The following is an 18,379-nucleotide window of genomic DNA, read 5'->3' as shown; positions in this document are numbered from 1 at the left end:
CCTTTTTCAAGGTCATTGCTGCGTTCAAAGCGAGCTATTTTAGTTTCTTTTGATATTTTTGCTAATGCTAATGCTTTTGTTGGTTAAGCGTTCAAGTATGTTCTTATCAGCTTAACCCGGATTATCCGGTAAGACTAAACAACTGCGTTGTAGGCTGATTGGCCCATAACCGCGCATCCAGCGCCATACAGATATTTCTTAAAAATCTTTTACCCAGCGGCGTTACCCTCAGGTTCTCCTCCGACAATAAGACAAGGCCGTCCAATGCCAGCCAGCGCATGCGCTTTAATCCTTCGTTCAGTGCTGCAGACTGTTCTTCAGCCCTGTTCCAGGAAGTATATCCCCTGCACATGATGTTTAAGATATGTTTACGGATCACCAGATCTTCTTCTGTCAGTAAGTGCCCTTTAAATACAGGCAGTTCCCCATCGTTTACGATCTTCATATAATCCTCCACCTTTTTCACGTTTTGAGCAAAGGCAGACCAGGTATCACTGATTGACGAAACACCTAATCCGACCATTAAGCGACTGTATTGATGGGTATAGCCCATAAAGTTCCGGTGCAGATTTCCTTTGATCTCCGCGCCGTATAAACTGTCGGTATCAAGTGTAAAATGGTCCATACCGACATCGATATATCCTGCTTCTTTTAGTTTTTTACGGCCCAGCTCATAGAGCTCCTGCTTCGCTTTTGGCAAAGGCAGATCAGCTTCTGTATAGCGTCTTTGGCCGGGTTTTACCCAGGGCACATGCGCATAACTGTAAAAAGCGATGCGGTCTGGTCTTAATTTCACAACGGCATCAAGGGTATCGGAAAGCCCTTCAAAACTTTGCTTAGGCAAACCATAGATCAGATCGTAATTAATTGAGGTATAGCCGGACTCCCTGGCTTTGAGGGTCACCTCTTCTACCTGTTCATAGCTTTGAATTCTGTTGATGATCAGTTGTACCGTAGGATCAAAATCCTGAATCCCAAGACTCAGCCTTCTGAATCCAAGTTTATTCAAAGTGCTCAGGTGTTCCGGGTTTGTATTTCCGGGATGACCTTCAAAACTAAACTCTGCATCCTCATGAAGGTCTGCGTAGTTAAGAATTCCTTCAATCAGGATCTGGAGGTTTTCTGCACTGAAAAATGTTGGTGTACCACCACCCAGGTGTAATTCTTTGATTTTTGGCCTGCTGACAAATAAATTCAGATACAATTGCCATTCTTTTAGAACGGCAGCGATATAAGGTTCTTCCACCTGATGGTTCTTTGTGATCCTCGTATTGCAACCGCAATAGGTACAGAGGCTTTCACAAAAAGGAAGGTGGATGTATACGCTGATCCCATCTGAATCGTTGCTTTCTTTAAAGGATTGTGCTACGGACTTAGCCCAGTTTTCCGCATTAAAATCAGTCAGGTCCCAGTAAGGAACCGTAGGGTAACTGGTATAACGTGGCGCAGCAACATGGTATTTTGAAACGATGCTATCCATATTAATGCTGATGAGGTTGTCCTTTGATGTGCACTTTACTTCCCGCCTGATCACATGCCCTTGAGCAGACACAAGCATCGCCGAGGCAACGGTTTTGCTGCCAGTTGTCCAGGTTGATGATGGTTTCTGTGGCCAGGGCCATTGGTAATTCCTTCTCGCTGAGGCCAGATAAGGAAGCCAATGGAACATTGGCGATCTTAAGGCTTCTTAAAGCAGCGGCTTCGGTGTCGATATGTGAGGTATCCGTAGAGCGTGTAGCAATAAATTTCACCCCCAGATCGGCCAGCTTATTGATCACCATGGCAGAAACATTATCCTCTTCATTGAAAACAATCACCGCTTCTTTACCTTCGGCATAAGAAACCGTTTCCAGGCCCAGCGAATTGGAAATCAGTGTGATCTCATGTTTTTTATTGTTGGCAATGGCCAACGGTTCTTTTTCAAAAGATTTTATACTATATGCGACGACTCTCATGCGGTTCGATTATTTAATAATCAAAGTTAGCATGAAGGCATGGCGGGGAGAATGAGTTCGGTCAGCCTAAAAAGTGATCTTCGTCAGTTTTTCATTTGCTGCAGTCGAATCTGGTCAAGGATAACGATCTGGCTTCCTTTTCTTTCAATAATCCCTTCATCTTTGAAGTCGCTGAGGATCCTGCTGACCGTTTCTGTGGCCATTCCTGCCATGGCAGCAAGGTTATCCCTGGAAATACGCAAGGTCAACTCGGTTCCTTCCTGCTCCTGTTTGCAAAGCCTGGCCAATACTTCCGCCATGCGTTTTCTAACAGAATGATAGGCCAATTGCAGCAATTGTTCTTCTTTTTCCTGAAGGTTATTGGAGAGAATTTCTATAAACTGTCTGGCTACATCCGGATAACGGTGGAGTAAATCTTCCATTAAATCCTTTGGCAGCATGCAAACCGTACTGTCTTCCATCGCCTCTGCCGTTTCTGTATATGGGGCATTGAGCAATAAGGAAGTGATCCCAAAGTATTCTTCCTGACCATACATCCCGGTGAGCAATTCCCTTCCGTCTTCGCTCAGCTTAAAGGTTTTCACCTTCCCTTGCATCACGAGGTAAACGCCGGAAACATTGTCTCCTTCGTAATAAACGATTTGTTTTTTCTTAATCGCCCTGACTTTGCGTGCGGCAATAATTTTCTCCAGCTCCTGCATACCTGAAGTATTGCTAAACAGCGCGCTGAGTTTTTCCAGCGACTGGCTATAGAAATGTTGTTGTTTCTCTTTTTTACTGAGCCTGCTTTCTATCGCATTCATCAGTTCTACATCGTCAAAAGGTTTGGTGAGGTAGTCATCTGCTCCCATTTCCATTCCTTTGCGCATGTCCAGACGTTCCGCCTTGGCGGTCAGAAAGATAAAAGGAGTAGCTGCAGTTCTTTCATTTTTATTGAGCAAATACAATACCCCATAGCCATCCAGCTCGGGCATCATGATGTCACATAAGATCAGGTCTGGCAGGTGCGTTCCCGCCAGTTCGACGCCTATCCGGCCATTGCTGGCCTGCAATACCTCATAATTGGCAAGCTCCAGAATTTCTGCAGTACTTTCCCTGATGTCGTCGTTATCTTCTATAATGAGTATCTGTATCTTCTTCATTTGTGTTTAATCGTATTTGTTATTTATGGAAAGACAGGACAAATTTAGTCCCGGTATGAATGCTGCTTTCAAAATATAAATCCCCCCTCATTAAGGAGGCATAACGGTGTACAATGTTTAAGCCCAGCCCTGTTCCCGGGATGTTACCGGTATTGTGGGCCCGGAAAAAGGGCTGAAATAAATACTTATGGTCTGATTCCGGAATCCCGATCCCATTATCTTTGATGGTCACTACACATTGCTGGTCGTTGATTTCCGTATTAAATTCTATGAAAGTATTTTCTCCGGAGTATTTGATGGCATTGGAAATCAGATTGATCATACAGTTTTTCAAGAGGTTTGGATCAAGCAGTACCATACTTTGCAATCCGGTATGCTGGTAAATGATGTTCTGATCCTGTTTGGCAATCATCTGCATTTCTTCCGTAATCTCTTCCGCAAGTTTCACGAGGTCAAATGCAGTAAATGTAGGTTCGACCCTTCCTGCTTCCAGACGCTCCAGAGATAGAAAATCATTCAGGATGGTGGTTAAGTTCCCTACTGCATTTTTGATCTTGCTGACATGCTTTCTGATACTGGGATTGTTATAAGGCTCTGCATATTTATCGATTAGCGAAGCAGAAAGTTGTACAGAGCTCAGCGGCGTTCTGAATTCATGAGAAGCCATAGATACAAACCTGCTTTTCAATTGATTGAGTTCTTTCTCTTTTTCTAAAGAAAGACTCACTTCTTCTTTTGCTTCGCTTAGCGCTTTTACCGTTTTTTTAAGGGATTTGGTACGTTCTTCTACCAATTCCTCCAGCTCTGCAGCATATTCGCGCAATCGTTCTTCTGCTTCTTTCTCCCTGGAGAGGTCATGTATAAATCCGGTATAAATGATCCGGTCATCATATTGAACCTCACTGACCGCCAGTCTGAAAGGGAAAGTGGAACCATCTTTCCGCAGTCCTTTTACTTCTCTTCCCTTACCGATGATCCGTTTCTCCCCGGTGGTCTGGTATCTGGAAATATAGCCGTCATGCCCGCTTCTATCTGGTTCAGGCATTAAAACAGAAATATTTTTTCCTTCTACCTCTTCCAGCGCATAGCCAAATAACCTCAATGCTGCCGGATTAAGGCTCTCTATCCTGCCCCGGTTATCGATGGTAATGATCCCATCAATTGCCGTTTCAATAATCGCCTTAAGTAACCTCGCCTTTTCCATGTTTTACTTTTTACAAATATAGTCAATACGATTGCAGGAGCCAGATAACCTAAATCACGCAAAAGTGTGACTAATATCATGTTTTTAAAATTAAATACTCTGTTCTTTTGCGACTCACCCCGCTATTTTATATTTAAATGAACCATACTTTTCACATTCCCGTACTCGGCTTAGGCTATTCCATTGACACTCCTTTAAAAGTTGCCAGATACGGCATCTCTTCCGTAGTCTCCATTGTGGATGATGAACTGACGGAGCGCATGAGAAAATACCATCAGGAAAATACGGCGGGAGGATACACCTTAATTGATAAAAAAGAAGAAGACAGCAGGGCAAGGAGGATCACAGCTTACCTGAATCTTTTGGATACACTGGTTAAGGAGCAGTTTAACGCATTGAAAACACAAGCTTTTGAGGAAGGAACAGACCTGTCCCGATATTTTGAACTTTTGCCGGACAGTGCGCCGATAAAACAAAAGTATGCGCAAATGAAGACTTTAGAAGCAGGAATATCCAGAGATACTGTTCAAAAGGAACTGCTGGCCTCGATGATCCCTGGAGCCATAGATGTCAACATCATGTCTAAAGTTGACAAAGCCAATTACAAGGCAAATCATGAATATGCCGGTGATGATTTTACCGATGCCCTGGCTGCCATGCGCGGTTTTGCCAATAGCACACTGGATTCTTCGGTAATCATTTCTGCAGGTTTAAACCCCAGGCTATATGCTTACATGGAAAAATGCAATGCCTTTTTTCCTGATACGGAGGGAAAACTTCAAAAGAAAATTATTCTCAAAGTAAGCGACTTCCGCTCGGCATTGATCCAGGCAAAGATGCTGGCTAAAAAAGGTTTATGGGTCTCCGAATTTAGGGTAGAATCCGGTTTGAACTGCGGAGGCCATGCATTCGCTACGGAAGGTTTTTTATTGGGACCTATCCTGGAAGAATTCAAACAGAAACGGACGGAGCTGGCGGAAGAACTGTATCAAATGTATAGTTTCGCGCTGACCAGTAAGGGGCTCCCCGAAATGGCAAAACCGATCCAACGCATTACTGCACAGGGAGGAATTGGCACCGCTGAAGAACATGAGTTCCTGCTCAACTATTATCAGCTGGATGCCGCAGGTTGGGGAAGTCCATTTTTACTGGTTCCTGAAGCGACAAATGTGGACGAAGAAACCTTGAACGATCTGGTTACCGCAAGGGCGGATGATTATTACCTGAGCAACTCTTCCCCATTGGGCGTACTTTTCAATAATTTCAAAAAAAGTACCGCAGAACAACAACGATTGCAGCGCATAGAAAAAGGGCGGCCAGGAAGTCCATGCACGAAGAAATTTCTATGTACCAATACCGAATTTACGGAACTGCCCATCTGTACGGCATCGAGAGAATATCAAAACCTAAAGATCAAACAGCTGAAAGATCAGCAGCTGCCCAAAGAAGATTACGACAAACAGTTCGATTCCATTACGGAGAAAGTATGCCTGTGTGAAGGTTTATGTGCTTCCACGTATATTAAGGCAGGGATATTAAAGCCAAGAGAAAACAGGGCAGTGAGCATTTGTCCCGGTCCAAACCTGGCTTTCTTTCATGCCAAATATTCCCTTAAGGAGATGATCAATCATATTTATGGCAGAGAAAATTTACTTTCAGAAGTCCTGCGTCCCAACCTGTTCATCAATGAACTTAACTTATATGTAGACTATCTGAAGAAAGACATCGCCACCCAACTGGAGGAGTTTAATGCTAAAAAAGAGAAATATTTCAGCAAGTTTAAAGCACAGTTATTGAATGGAATCGATTATTACAGAGCGCTTATTCCTGAACTAAAATTCCAGGACAGCTTATCTGTGGAAGAAATGCTCAAACAACTTCAGCTTGCAGAGCAACGCTTAAGCTAAATTGAGCTTAAATTTATTAAACCAGGGATTGAAAAAGAATTAGGTGCATTTCTTCCCCCCTTCTTTCCCTGGTTTATCAAACCTTCATCCCTTATCCCTCCTATCCCGCCCCTTATCCTTCATTTCTCCTTCCGTCATCAGCGTTTCAGTTTACAAAGTATAATTGCAATACTGTTGCATTTAATTTATGTTTGCAATACCCAATTGCACTAATAAACATGAAAAGCCGCCTATTCCTTATTTTGGCCCTGTTGTTTTTTACAACCAGCGCCCTTGCCCAAAAAAGAGCGCACACCCCTTCGGATGTGATCCGTTCCATGAACTGGGATGTTATTGGTTCCGTGAATTTTGAAATGGACAAGCAAAACAAAATCCTTCCTGTGTATGGAGAGATGATCAGGCGATTTGCAGACCGGGATTTTAGTTTAAAAGGTTACATCATTCCCATTAAAGCAGGACTGAAACAGCAGCAATTCCTGCTTTCGCCATTGCCGATCAATCAATGTTTCTTTTGTGGGCAAAACGGAGTCCCTGCCATGATTTTAGTGAACATGACCAGCCCTATTACCTATACCACCAAGCCGGTACTCATAGCGGGAATCCTGAAGCTGGAAGTCGTCGATGCTGCGAGCGCAGCTCCAATCAGCCTTCAGAAAGCAACCGCATCCCAGGCCAAGTAAGACGGATCATTACCTGATAAAAAGCACCATTACCTGTCAAAATACCAAACCATCATAAAATGGAACATTTACTGAGCAGCTACGAAGCTGAAGGGGAAGCGCATTTCTCTGCAAATACCCAAACCCCATTAAGGCCTGATGCCTTCTTGAAAACCGATGAAGAAAAGATCCTGGCGATCAGCGGACATTTTGCCGCAATTATGGAAGAGCTTGGTTTAGACCTGAGCGACGACAGCTTACGGGGAACGCCGCACCGTGTGGCCAAAATGTATGTTAAAGAATTATTTTCAGGACTGAACCCTGCCAATAAGCCGGACATCTCTATTTTTGAAAACAAATATGGCTACCATCAGATGCTGATTGAACAAGACATTGAATTTATCTCTGCCTGTGAACACCATTTTCTGCCGATACCGGGAAAAGCACATATTACCTATATTCCGAATGGCAAGGTCATCGGTCTTTCCAAGATCAACAGAATCGTAAAATACTACGCCAAAAGACCACAGGTGCAGGAAAGGCTGAGCAAACAGATCTTCCAGGAGCTTCAGGAGGTCCTGAATACTTCAGACATCATCGTGGTCATCACCGCACAACATATGTGCGTGAGTATGCGTGGCGTGGAAGACCAGAGCAGCAAGACGACCACGATCAGTTATGGCGGAAAATTTGAAGAAAAAGAAACGAGAAAAGATTTTTTCCAGGTGTTAAACATCGGCACTGATACCGTTCTCAGATGAAGGACATCAAGGAAGTCAGCATTTTAACGGGATTTTTAGGCTCAGGAAAAACCACCTTAGTCAACGCGATCATTTCCGGAAAAACAAAAACCCGTTTTGCAATTATAGAGAATGAAATCGGAGAAGAAAGCATTGATGCAGAACTGCTCATCAAGGGGGATGACAATATTGTGGAGCTTAATAATGGTTGTTTATGCTGTTCCTTAAATGACAATCTGTATGATATCCTCAATCAACTATGGCTTAGAAGATCGTCCTGGGACCAGTTGCTGATCGAAGCCACCGGCATCGCCGATCCCGCCAATATTGCCAGGCCCTTTCTGACCAACGAATCAGTTCAGGAGAGTTTTCAATTGAAAAGAGTCATCTGTGTCGTTGATGCCGAGCTGATTGAAGACCAGCTGAAAGAAACAGAAGTAGCCATCCAACAAATTGCGTTCAGTGATGTCATCCTGCTCAATAAATCTGAAAAAGTAAGTTTCGCTTACCTTCGGGAATTGCAGGCTATTTTAAAGACCTTAAATCCATTTGCAGAGATTTTAGTGGCTTTGGAGAACGATTTCAAGATAGATGTTTTATTTAACCGGGAAAGGTTTGCCAATTTCTACAGCAATCCTAAACCTTTTCTAACGCCTAAAGGCATGTTTAACCTGATTCCTGCGGAAGGCGAAGCAATTCCACAGTTTGGTTTGGGAAGTTCTCATCGCCGGCATCAGCATAGTGACATTGAAACCATTTTGCTCAGGTATCCTGAAAATATGGACATAGAAGCCATTCAGCATCGGATGATGGTTTTTCTGTTGACCCAATCCATCGGTGTTTACCGGATTAAAGGGATTCTTTTTAATGCAAACTATCCTGATCGGGTGATCTTACAGACGGTTGGAAAGGGAATGTCGGTGGGCAAAGGTCATCCCTGGCTGGAAGGGGATAAAAAAGAAAGCAAAATTGTGGTCATTGGCAAGCGCCTTTCCCTTTATGGCTTCGACAGAATGTTTCGCAGCTGTCTGGAAAGCTGATTGATTAAGCTTTTTTTTTTCTTATATTAGGTAGAAAGAAAAATCCGCTACAATAACCAATAAATGCCATGGAAAAAGAAGCTATGAAATCATTACTGGAAATTATTGACCAGCAAGTTAGTTCCTCAATTTTAGGAGGAATGGAAGAACAGTACGAAGAATTGGAAAGATTGGGATACATCCGGATCAACAGATCCAGTGTCCAGCACTCCTCTTCTATTACACCGGAAGGAATGGAATTTTTATATCATGACAAAGAATAGGGCATAGCGGCCTAAAGCATCGCTAAATCGATTGCAATTGTCATCAAATTGTTTTTATTTTTAAACCTTAAAACTTTTTAACAACATCCGCCGTTATATGATCAGTTTGTTTGGTTTAGGTTGATCTGTGGTGGATCAACCACATTATAACAGGGATAGATCGCTCGATTTATCCCTGTTTTTATTTGAAGTCTTTTTTTAAGCTTATTGGATCAGAATCGACCTGCCCCCTCGTCCTGCCCCATCAAAAGCGCGCAGTTTTACTGCTCCTTTAAAAGGGATCGCTGATTTATAAATCTGACTGTTTTTTCCTGGCTCTGTCCCATCAGTGGTATATCGAATGGTAAAGCCCGGGAGCTTTAAGTTCGCCTCCAGCTGTCCATTGTCGACCCGCACACCAGGAGTTGGAATTCTGTATTGATAACCTCCCGAATAATAACTTAAACGTGGAAGTTCTTTCTTACCCAAAACATTGACAAATTCCGACCATGCCTGATCATAGGCTGCTTTCTCCTTTGTGGCATCTGTTGTCGTTGCCCATTCCGGGTCTTTTGCCCAGGCTCTTTCAGCAAGGCCCAAAAGTTTTGGCAATAGCATGTACTCCAATTGCGCTGGTGTTTTTATCGTTTCACTCCATAATGGTGCCTGTAAACCGACGATATTCGATTTTCCTTTTTCCGTCAGACGCTCTTTATCTTTAAAAATCCGGAGATCAACAGGGTTCCCCTGCTCATCTTCTTTTACATTTTTATAATAGTCGTAAGGGATAAAGTAAAAAGGTTTATCGACATCTACATAACCACCCCAGTTCTGCCCTCTTTCTTCAAAGCTTGGATTTACCGCAAGGTCAATATAGAAATTGGTTACCGGCGTTAAAACAACTTTATATCCGGCATTCGCCATTTTATAGGCCAGGTCTTCGTTACCGCTCAGGTTGTTCCAAACATCCGCATGAAAGTTCTCATTGACAAAACGAGGTTCCGGCAGCATTTTCTTTTCGCCGTTAACCTCCATTTTACGGAGTCCGATTTCTTCCCATCCGGACAGGTATAGTCCCCTGGACTTTAACAGCTGATTCATTTTACTGAAATAGTAAAACCAAAGTGCATCCGTTCCTTTAACTTCAGGATCTGTTTTCGACAATTGATCCGCAGCAGCTGATTTTTCCCAGACACCTGCAGGGACTTCATCCCCTCCGAAATGAATCGTAGTCAGCGGTGCTCCTGCTTCTTTGTGCATGGCGATCAGCTCGTCGGTTACTTTTTCCAGAAAAGCATAAGTAGAAGGAAGTGCAACATTGACCACATTATCGTCAAAACCCTGAACAGAACGGTATTTAGACTGGTCATTCAGGTCTCTTAACAAGTAACGTTCCGCCTCGGCTTTCTGGCCGGCTTTCATCAACCTGGAATACCTGGCATCCATGGATTTGATCGCTGCCCGGGCATGCCCCGGAGTTTCAATTTCAGGAATCACCAGGATGTGTCTTGCAGTAGCATATTTAAGAATTTCCACATAATCTGCTTTGGTAAAAAAACCACTTCCTGAATTTGTTCCTGCGACAGCTGCTGATCCATAAGAAGGAAGGATACTTTTTTGCTCCCCCTCGCTATGTCCACGCTGTGCACCTACAGTGGTGAGCTCCGGTAATCCCGGAATTTCCAGTCGCCAGCCTTCATCTTCTGTTAAATGAAAATGAAAGACATTCAGTTTATACAGCGCCATCAGGTCCAGTACCTTAAACACCTCTGATTTGGGCTGAAAGTTTCTGCCTACATCCATCATAAAACCCCTGAATCCGAATCGTGGTTGATCTTTAACCGTTGCTGCCGGAAGGTTGATGACCGTTTGTGTGCTTGCCCAGGCTCTTGCCGGAAACATGGTTTTTAACGATTGAATCGCATAAAATGCTCCGGCTGCATCTCCGGCTTTGATGACTATTTTCTGCGAACTAATGCTCAGTTCATACGCTTCTTTAGCCATCGAGCTTTCCTGCTCGAAGAAAATCCCTCCTTTTTCTGACGCTTTGACCACCACCGGCGTCTTTCCTAAAATTTTAGTAAGCTCATCCGCAAATCCCTTTGCTTCATTTTCAAAAACACCTCCTGTGACCAATTGAACCGCAGCGGTCAATTTAAAAACGCCCTCCTGCTTTACATAGCTAAGCGGAGTTGGAAATACCGCTGGCAAATCACCTTCAGGAATCTCTTTAACTCCTGTATTTCGCTGGTAAATCTTCGCCGCGAGTTCCTGTTCTTCTTTTAAATGTTCCGGAAATGGCTTATAGGTCAGTTTAGAGATGGACTCCCCATGATCAGGACTTTTATCCCATACCAGGTAAAATCCCTGTGGGCGTTCGGTCACATTGTTCATCGATTCCAGGGCCAGCTGGAGTTGAAGCTCCGCTCCGGCAGGAACTGTTTTAAAGGCTTTCAGTGGAGATAAACAGAACAGATCTCCGTTTACATGTTTTATAGTGGCAATGGTAGAATCCTTAGCCCATGTTTTTACTACTCTGGAGTTGAAATAAATCTTCCATCCTGAGGCTGGGAGCTCTGCTTTACCATTGTTTTTGAGGCGCAGAATTGATTGTATCCTGCCATCCTTCCTGCTAACCGTCTCCAGGTCAATGCTCAGGTCTGCGGCTTTTAAGCTGGCTGTTTTTTGTGCAAATCCGGTTTTCATTACCGCCAGAATCAATAAAGAGCCGATCACATATTGTTTCATTTAAATTATCTTATAAGGTGATGTATTCCATTTTATTTATAAAATTATCAGACACGAATGTATATTTTCTTCCGGTCAAGGAAGTAGCCTACCAGCCAGCAGACCAACATAAAGCTAATCGCAAAGAGTAAGGAACCAATTGGCCCCGGGGCGATGGCCTGGAAAAATACGGTATTGATCCATCCGCTAAAATCGGATTTCGGGAATAGTGTGTTGATGATGATCAGCAACAGATCAGCAACGATATAGATAAACAAAGGATTTTTACCGAATACGGTAAAAAAGCCGGTCCATTTGATCGATTGTTTCACTTCGATGAGGTAAATCAGTCCTGCAATAATGATCAGGTCCAGTCCGCAGGTGATCAGCACAAATGAACTTGTCCATAATTTTTTATTGATCGGGAAGGCCGAATTCCAGCACCATGCCAGGAAAACGAGCAATACCCCCGCCAGCAATAATTTCGCAATGCTTTCAAAACCTTTTCCTTTTTCCTGAATAAAGCGGCCTGCATAATAACCGATGATCACATTTACGCAGGAAGGAATGGTGCTGAGGATCCCTTCAGGATCAAAGGCAATCCCTTCTCCATGGTACAGGTGCTTATCTCCGAGCAGGAACAGATCCAGATATTGGCCTGCATTTCCGGTCATGCTGAAAGGGTCGGCCGGATTTCCGAAGAATAGCAATACCAGCCAATAACCGACCAGGAACAATACACTGAGGACGATGACCCACCTGGTGGACAGGTAATGGATCATAAGGGAGACGATTCCATAACACAAACCGATGCGTTGTAATACGCCGAGGATCCTTGTATTTCCGATTGGAGAAAAGCTGATCCCTCCGGCATCATTATAACGGAAAAACGGAAACCAGTACATCAGGTATCCGATCAGAAAAATCAGTAGGGTTCGCTTAAATATTTTGCCCAGCACTTCCTGATCTTTCATCAGTCCGAACTTTTTCATAGAGAAGCTCATGGCATTTCCTACGGCAAAGAGGAAAGAGGGAAAAACCAGATCTGTGGGAGTAAATCCATGCCAGGCTGCATGTTCCAGCATGGCAAATGGCTGGGCGCCGCTTCCCGGAGTGTTGACAATAATCATAAAACAGACTGTCATTCCCCGAAAAACATCGAGTGATAAAAAACGTTGTGGTTGGTTCATTTGAGGAGGAAGTTACAAATAAATATGAAAAATGAGTAGGGGCATCCGCCCCTACTTCATTATAGGGATAAGAAATGGGGGAACAATTTCGCCCTAGTTATAGCCGGAATTTTGTTTCAAAACCGCTGCACCATTGGCCTGGCTCAAATCAATTTGTCGTTGTGGGATCGGGTAATATTCACTTTTACCTTTAATATATTTTCCATTTCTTACATCAGAAGTCAGCTTACCCTGGAAATTAAAGTAAGCATTCAGCTCCTGATCGGCAATACCCCAACGCACGAGGTCAAAGAAGCGGTGTCCTTCCATCGCCAGCTCTATCTTTCTTTCAAAATAGATGGCGCTTAAAGCATAATCTTTTCCTTTTGCGGAGAAATCCCCAACCGGATATTCATTTACCTTATAATTGGCGGCCGGAATATTGGAGAATCCCTCCATCGGCTTGGCATCGTTTTTATACTTGTACACCCATCCTGCAGGATTGGCCGCACGTGCCCTAACCAGGTTCACATAACCTTCCGCTTTACTCAGGCTTCCTGCCTGCGCCTCTGCCTCTGCACCCATCAGCAATACATCGGCAAACCTGATGACCAGGTAATTGATGGCTGAACCTGGCGCCCAGGTGGTCAGATCGGCATCGGTTGCCTGTGATTCCTGCCAGTAAATGTTCTTTTTAGGTCCATATGGTCCACCATAGCGCTGATCTCTGATCCATGGCTCTCCAGGATAGATTCCCCAGTCCAGGTATGGAACACCACGTCTTCCCGCGGTCCAGTCGATCCTTGGATCCAATGTCCCTGCATCCGGAACAAAGGCTTCATTTCCTTTGATCCCCATATCATTCTTCACTGCAAAATCATTGTAGTTGTTCAGGTAAGGAAGGCCATTTGCGGCATTGGTTCTAAAATGATTGACCATATCAATCGAAGGCTGGAAAAATCCGCAGCAACCAAAAGGGCTGTTACCATAAGGGAAGTTCAGCATGTCTCCATTATTCCCATTAGATGGGCCATTGGGATCCACATTTGCGGCCATTTGAATGGCAAAAACCACTTCTGAATTGTCTTCTTTACTCGGCTTAAAATTGTCCGAAAATTCAGCATTCAACTGATATTTTTTACCACTGGTCGTTACTCCTTGTGAGATGACAATGTCAAATAGTGCTTGTGCTTCGGGAAATTTATGCTGGTATAAATAGGCCTTTGCAAGGTAAGCCCCCGCTGCCCATTTATTTGCCCGTCCAATTTCTGTTTGAGTACCCGGCAGGTTATCGTAAGCATATTTAAGATCCTCGTTGATTTTAACCCAGATATCCGTATTGTTTGGCTGGTTAAAGATTGTGGTCGTTTCATCGATCCAGGGTACCATATTCCATAACTTCTTCAATTCGAAATAATAGTGTGCCCGAAGGAATCTCGCCTGACCAGCGATATTTTTACGATCGGCATCAATGATGTCCGTCGCTTTCGCCATGACTTTTAACACGTTATTAGTTCGGGTTACGCCTTCATACAGCGCCTTCCATTTTCCGTTGAAATAGGCATTGGTGGCGTCAGAATAGAAGTTCGCAATTGGATCTACAGCAGGTTGATCTGCTCCGTCACTTCCTTTTGAAGCGTCGCCACCGGTGATCGATCCAAAGACCCAGTTGCTTGGTGAAGCATGCCATGCCTCACCTCCACCTAAACCCTGATTTTCACCTTGTTGTCCGTCTAATGCCGCGTAGGCACCAATTAACAAACCGTTCACGCCATTTTTATTGGCTAAAATCTCCTCTGTCAAAGAGCCCAATGGTGGTTGCTCCAATGCCTTTTTGCAGGAGAAAAATAACTGCGTTGTAAAGCACAATACAGTTAACAAAATGTATGTTGATCTTTTCATCTGTCTAAAACATTAAATGGTTAAAAATTTAAATTTAATCCCAACAGGAAAGTACGCTGACTTGGATATGCGCCTTCGTCTACCCCATAAGCAGTCTGGCTTCCCGTTGCACTGGAAGTACCAATCTCAGGATCCAGTCCTGAATACTTGGTAATCGTAAACAGATTGGCCCCGGAAACATAAACACGAAGCTTTCCGACCCCAATTTTCTGAAGTGTTTTTGCAGGGAAGGTATAACCGATCTGTGCATTTTTTAGTCTGAGGTAAGATCCACTTTCTACGAAATAAGAATTGGGAACACCATTAGAACTGAAAGACTGATTTTTTTCCTGAATAGGCGCTTTGGCGTTCATATTAGATGGTGTCCAGGAATCATACAATGCCGTATGGCTTTTTGCCCCTCCGAATGAAGAAGAAAAATCCGTCCACCATTTCACCTGATTCCAGATGGAATTGCCCTGCGCACCGTAGAAAAACATACTCAGATCGAAATCTTTATAAGTCATTCCCAGATTCAGACCGTAACTAAAATCAGGATTTGCATTTCCCAAGAAAGTACGATCGGCGGCAGTAATCAGCCCATCACCATTCACATCCTCATACTTGAAACGGCCCGGAGCAACAGCACTTTGATACACTGAATTGGCATCACCCGTGATTCCTCTTGCTTTTAGATCTGCCGCATCAATTTCTGCCTGAGAATTCCAGAAACCTGCTACTTTATAACCAAAGAATTCACTTACAGAACGACCTACTTTATTCCGGATAATCATGCTGCCATCAAAACGACGCGGATCTTCATCATAATAATCTGCATCGGCTGAAATCTTTTTAATGAGATTATTGTAAGTGGTCAACGTAGCTGTTGCATTAAATTTCAGATCCTTACCAATATTGGTATGTGCAGAGATTGCCAGATCCAATCCATCGTTCTTCATTTCGCCGATATTTACATAAGGCTGTCTTGAAGCACCATTGGAAGCGATCATTTCCGGATTATACAACAGGTCTTTGATCGTTTTACGGTAGTAATCAGCGGAGATTTCAAACTTTCCACCAAATAAAGTCGCATCTATCCCGATGTTTGAATTGGTATTTTTCTCCCATTTTGCACCAGGGTTACCAGTCGCATTTTTATAGAAACCGGAAACCACATTGTTTCCACCACCTATCGCATAATACGAAGGTGCAATAGAACTGCTAAAAGTATTAAATCCGTTTCCATTGGTCACGTTCAGCTGGTTACCCATTACACCGTATCCTCCTCTGATTTTCAGATCGGTAAGCCATTTCACGTCTTTTAGGAAAGATTCCTGAGAGATTCTCCACCCCCCACTTACGGAAGGAAACCAACCATATACATTTTCTGTGAATTTGGACGAGCCGTCTCTTCTCAACGTTGCACCGATTAAGTACCTGTCGTTGAAGCTATAATCCAAACGTCCGATCAAAGAGAACATCGCACTGGCATCACGCTCACTTGAAGAATCTTTTGGACCACTTCCGGTATTCAGATTGGTAAAGTTAGGATCAAAAGAGAAATAGCCCTTATTGCTTCCGCTCAGCGTATTGTCACGATTTCTAAGGTATTCTGTACCTACTACTGCTTTCACACTGTGTCTGTCAAAGACTTTCGTAAAGGCAAGTGTGTTTGTCCAGGTATATTCAAAACCTGTATAAGAAGATTCAGAATAGGTATTGGTAATGTTATTTTCAGAATTTTCATACTGAGGATGAACAAATGATCTGGAATCACCGGAATAGTTGGCTCCTCCAAATGAACTGCGAAGCGTAAGTGATGCCGGCAGGTCGACTTCAACAAAGACATTTCCAAACAACCTGTTGTCCGTTGCCCTGTTATTTTTTGTTCTGTTCAACATCGCTACCGGATTATAACCATCACCCAATCCACCGCCAAAAGAACCACCGTAATTCCCCATGATGTCATATACCGGGATGATAGGTTGCTGACGGAAGGCATGACCAATGGCATTGTCACCCGTCAACCCGCCAATTTTAGGATTATTTTTAAGGGAATAAGCAAGATTTTCACCTATCCTGATTTTTTTACCAATGTTGTACTGTGTATTGGAACGCACTGTATATCTGGTGAGAAAAGTTTCCATCAAGGTCCCATCCTGATTAAAATAGTTGGCAGAAAACAGGTAATTTCCCTGATCTGAACCACCGCTCACCGTGACGTTATGACTCGTAATTGGTGCCGGACTGAAGATTTCTTCATACCAGTTTGTTCCGTTTTTGTTGGAACGGGTGATCCTGTTAAAACCAGCATACTCTGCAGGGGTGAAAAAAGGTTTCACATTATACAAAGAAGGATTTGTTCCCGGATCGCCTTCCTTTGCGCCTCTCGGTAAAATGTAATCGGGAACGACATAGCTAGGGCCATTTCCATAGAGTGCATCATTGAGGTCAGTTTCTCCGGAGTTGATCAGCATCTGACGCTTTAAATTCGCCATTTCCTGAGGATTCAGGATATCCCATACATTTCCGCTTTTAGGGCGTTGCGTTCCATAATACGCATCATAGTTCACCTGGATCTTTCCTTTTCCTTTTTTAGTCGTCAGAATGATCACGCCATTTGCAGCCCGGGAGCCATAAATAGAAGCCGAACCCGCATCTTTAAGCACTTGTGCCGATTCAATATCGTTGGGGTTAATGTCGGAAGTACTTTGGGTAGGCACTCCATCCACGACGTACAGCGGACTGTTGTTTCCGAAAGTATTGATCCCCCTGATCTTCACCTGAGGTTCCTCACCCGGTTGTCCGGAGCCCAATACGGTTACACCGGATGCTTGTCCCTGTAACAGGTTGTTTACCGATGAGACCGGTTGTTTGATCATGGAAGAAACGTTGACCACCGAGACTGCTCCCGTCAGGTCCTTTTTCTTCTGCGTCGAATATCCGACCACCACGACCTCACCGAGGGAAGTGGCTTCTTCTTCCAACTGAACATTGACCGTAGTTTTTCCTGCAGCGGCAACCTCTTTGGTTTTAAAACCGATGTAAGTAAACACCAAAACCGCATCTGCTGCGGTTGTGGTAATCGCATAATTGCCATTTACATCAGTCATTGCACCAATGGAAGTTCCTTTTATTTTAACACTTACGCCAGGCAGGGTTTCTCCTTTGGTGGAGCTTACCTGTCCTTTGATGACGATCTGTGGTTTTTTCGCTTCTGCTTCCGCAGCGGCAAAGGTGTCTTTATCGTATAATAAAATGTGCTGATCCACCACCCGATAAGTGATGTTAAGGGCAGCGAGCGTTTCCGACAGAATATCTCCAAGACGCTTGTTAACTACGTTTAAAGAGACGATCCGCTCGGATCTGATCATGGAAGGGCTATAAATAAACTTTACCTTAGTCTGGTTTTGGATTTCCTTTAAGATCTGTTTTATTTTACCTTCAGTAATATTAATAGAAATTTCTTTGTTCAATATTCCCTGGGCCTCTACTTTTTTTGCAAAGGTGCTACAGGTAAATAAGATCACAAGAAATATTTGGCTTACAGATATTCTCATTGCTGTTATTATTAAAGCAACAAATCGCTTTTTATTCATACCTTTAGAAGTTTTGTTCGTTAATGTGAAAAATTTCGTTCAGAATCAATTTAACTGGCAATGTCCCGCAACATTGTCAGTTTTTTTTTGGAAGGTGGTCTAGTAAAAGTTTCT

General features: G+C 43.5%; 13 protein-coding genes. 5 read left to right on the top strand and 8 right to left on the bottom strand.

Features of this window, described 5'->3' with window-relative positions; genetic code table 11:
• Positions 1 to 121 precede the first annotated feature (121 nt).
• The 4 genes from hemN to AAFF35_RS09405 all read right to left on the bottom strand — a co-directional run bounded on the left by hemN (position 122) and on the right by AAFF35_RS09405 (position 4,301).
• Positions 122 to 1,480, bottom strand: a complete 1,359-nt coding sequence (gene hemN / locus AAFF35_RS09420; RefSeq protein WP_342332187.1) for an oxygen-independent coproporphyrinogen III oxidase — start codon at positions 1,478 to 1,480, stop codon at positions 122 to 124.
• Position 1,481: 1 nt separating this feature from the next.
• Positions 1,482 to 1,955: a lactate dehydrogenase gene (locus AAFF35_RS09415; RefSeq protein WP_342332186.1), complete on the bottom strand. Its 474-nt coding sequence runs from the start codon at positions 1,953 to 1,955 to the stop codon at positions 1,482 to 1,484.
• 83 nt (positions 1,956 to 2,038) lie between these two features.
• Entirely contained in the window at positions 2,039 to 3,097 is a 1,059-nt protein-coding gene (locus AAFF35_RS09410; protein ID WP_342332185.1) for a response regulator, read from the bottom strand.
• Between the two features lie 19 nt (positions 3,098 to 3,116).
• Complete coding sequence (locus AAFF35_RS09405) at positions 3,117 to 4,301, bottom strand: PAS domain-containing sensor histidine kinase (RefSeq protein ID WP_342332184.1); 1,185 nt, start codon at positions 4,299 to 4,301, stop codon at positions 3,117 to 3,119.
• A 137-nt stretch (positions 4,302 to 4,438) separates the two neighbouring features.
• Here AAFF35_RS09405 and AAFF35_RS09400 point away from each other — a divergent pair, with 137 nt between their 5' ends.
• The 5 genes from AAFF35_RS09400 (at position 4,439) to AAFF35_RS09380 (ending at position 8,910) form a co-directional block, all read left to right on the top strand.
• Positions 4,439 to 6,208, top strand: coding sequence for a hypothetical protein (locus tag AAFF35_RS09400; protein ID WP_342332183.1), 1,770 nt, complete (start codon positions 4,439 to 4,441; stop codon positions 6,206 to 6,208).
• Between the two features lie 218 nt (positions 6,209 to 6,426).
• Positions 6,427 to 6,888, top strand: a complete 462-nt coding sequence (locus AAFF35_RS09395; RefSeq protein ID WP_342332182.1) for a hypothetical protein — start codon at positions 6,427 to 6,429, stop codon at positions 6,886 to 6,888.
• Positions 6,889 to 6,947: 59 nt separating this feature from the next.
• Complete coding sequence (folE, locus tag AAFF35_RS09390; protein ID WP_342332181.1) at positions 6,948 to 7,628, top strand: GTP cyclohydrolase I FolE; 681 nt, start codon at positions 6,948 to 6,950, stop codon at positions 7,626 to 7,628.
• On the top strand, positions 7,625 to 8,647 hold the full coding sequence (locus tag AAFF35_RS09385) for a GTP-binding protein (protein ID WP_342332180.1): 1,023 nt from the start codon (positions 7,625 to 7,627) through the stop codon (positions 8,645 to 8,647). Before folE ends, AAFF35_RS09385 begins: the two co-directional genes overlap by 4 nt.
• 68 nt (positions 8,648 to 8,715) lie before the next feature.
• Positions 8,716 to 8,910: a hypothetical protein gene (locus AAFF35_RS09380; protein ID WP_124577282.1), complete on the top strand. Its 195-nt coding sequence runs from the start codon at positions 8,716 to 8,718 to the stop codon at positions 8,908 to 8,910.
• 204 nt (positions 8,911 to 9,114) lie between these two features.
• On the opposite strand, the gene AAFF35_RS09375 is transcribed toward AAFF35_RS09380, so the two are convergent.
• The 4 genes from AAFF35_RS09375 to AAFF35_RS09360 form a co-directional block, all read right to left on the bottom strand.
• Positions 9,115 to 11,637: a family 20 glycosylhydrolase gene (locus AAFF35_RS09375; protein ID WP_342332179.1), complete on the bottom strand. Its 2,523-nt coding sequence runs from the start codon at positions 11,635 to 11,637 to the stop codon at positions 9,115 to 9,117.
• Positions 11,638 to 11,684: 47 nt separating this feature from the next.
• Positions 11,685 to 12,746, bottom strand: a complete 1,062-nt coding sequence (locus AAFF35_RS09370; RefSeq protein WP_342332178.1) for a DUF5009 domain-containing protein — start codon at positions 12,744 to 12,746, stop codon at positions 11,685 to 11,687.
• 153 nt (positions 12,747 to 12,899) lie between these two features.
• Positions 12,900 to 14,687, bottom strand: a complete 1,788-nt coding sequence (locus tag AAFF35_RS09365; RefSeq protein WP_342332177.1) for a RagB/SusD family nutrient uptake outer membrane protein — start codon at positions 14,685 to 14,687, stop codon at positions 12,900 to 12,902.
• 20 nt (positions 14,688 to 14,707) lie between these two features.
• Complete coding sequence (locus AAFF35_RS09360; protein ID WP_342332176.1) at positions 14,708 to 18,226, bottom strand: TonB-dependent receptor; 3,519 nt, start codon at positions 18,224 to 18,226, stop codon at positions 14,708 to 14,710.
• Between the last annotated feature and the right edge of the window lie 153 nt (positions 18,227 to 18,379).

Source organism: Pedobacter sp. FW305-3-2-15-E-R2A2 (genome assembly GCF_038446955.1).
Lineage (GTDB): Bacteria > Bacteroidota > Bacteroidia > Sphingobacteriales > Sphingobacteriaceae > Pedobacter.
Note: the sequence above shows the minus strand (reverse complement) of the source record. Positions and strands in the feature narration are given on the sequence as shown.

What these genes read in the sequence shown, in the direction of transcription:
- hemN (WP_342332187.1), bottom strand. Translation starts at nt 1,480, where the DNA reads ATGGATAGCATCGTTTCAAAATACCATGTTGCTGCGCCACGTTATACC.
- AAFF35_RS09415 (WP_342332186.1), bottom strand. Translation starts at nt 1,955, where the DNA reads ATGAGAGTCGTCGCATATAGTATAAAATCTTTTGAAAAAGAACCGTTG.
- AAFF35_RS09410 (WP_342332185.1), bottom strand. Translation starts at nt 3,097, where the DNA reads ATGAAGAAGATACAGATACTCATTATAGAAGATAACGACGACATCAGG.
- AAFF35_RS09405 (WP_342332184.1), bottom strand. Translation starts at nt 4,301, where the DNA reads ATGGAAAAGGCGAGGTTACTTAAGGCGATTATTGAAACGGCAATTGAT.
- AAFF35_RS09400 (WP_342332183.1), top strand. Translation starts at nt 4,439, where the DNA reads ATGAACCATACTTTTCACATTCCCGTACTCGGCTTAGGCTATTCCATT.
- AAFF35_RS09395 (WP_342332182.1), top strand. Translation starts at nt 6,427, where the DNA reads ATGAAAAGCCGCCTATTCCTTATTTTGGCCCTGTTGTTTTTTACAACC.
- folE (WP_342332181.1), top strand. Translation starts at nt 6,948, where the DNA reads ATGGAACATTTACTGAGCAGCTACGAAGCTGAAGGGGAAGCGCATTTC.
- AAFF35_RS09385 (WP_342332180.1), top strand. Translation starts at nt 7,625, where the DNA reads ATGAAGGACATCAAGGAAGTCAGCATTTTAACGGGATTTTTAGGCTCA.
- AAFF35_RS09380 (WP_124577282.1), top strand. Translation starts at nt 8,716, where the DNA reads ATGGAAAAAGAAGCTATGAAATCATTACTGGAAATTATTGACCAGCAA.
- AAFF35_RS09375 (WP_342332179.1), bottom strand. Translation starts at nt 11,637, where the DNA reads ATGAAACAATATGTGATCGGCTCTTTATTGATTCTGGCGGTAATGAAA.
- AAFF35_RS09370 (WP_342332178.1), bottom strand. Translation starts at nt 12,746, where the DNA reads ATGATTATTGTCAACACTCCGGGAAGCGGCGCCCAGCCATTTGCCATG.
- AAFF35_RS09365 (WP_342332177.1), bottom strand. Translation starts at nt 14,687, where the DNA reads ATGAAAAGATCAACATACATTTTGTTAACTGTATTGTGCTTTACAACG.
- AAFF35_RS09360 (WP_342332176.1), bottom strand. Translation starts at nt 18,226, where the DNA reads ATGAGAATATCTGTAAGCCAAATATTTCTTGTGATCTTATTTACCTGT.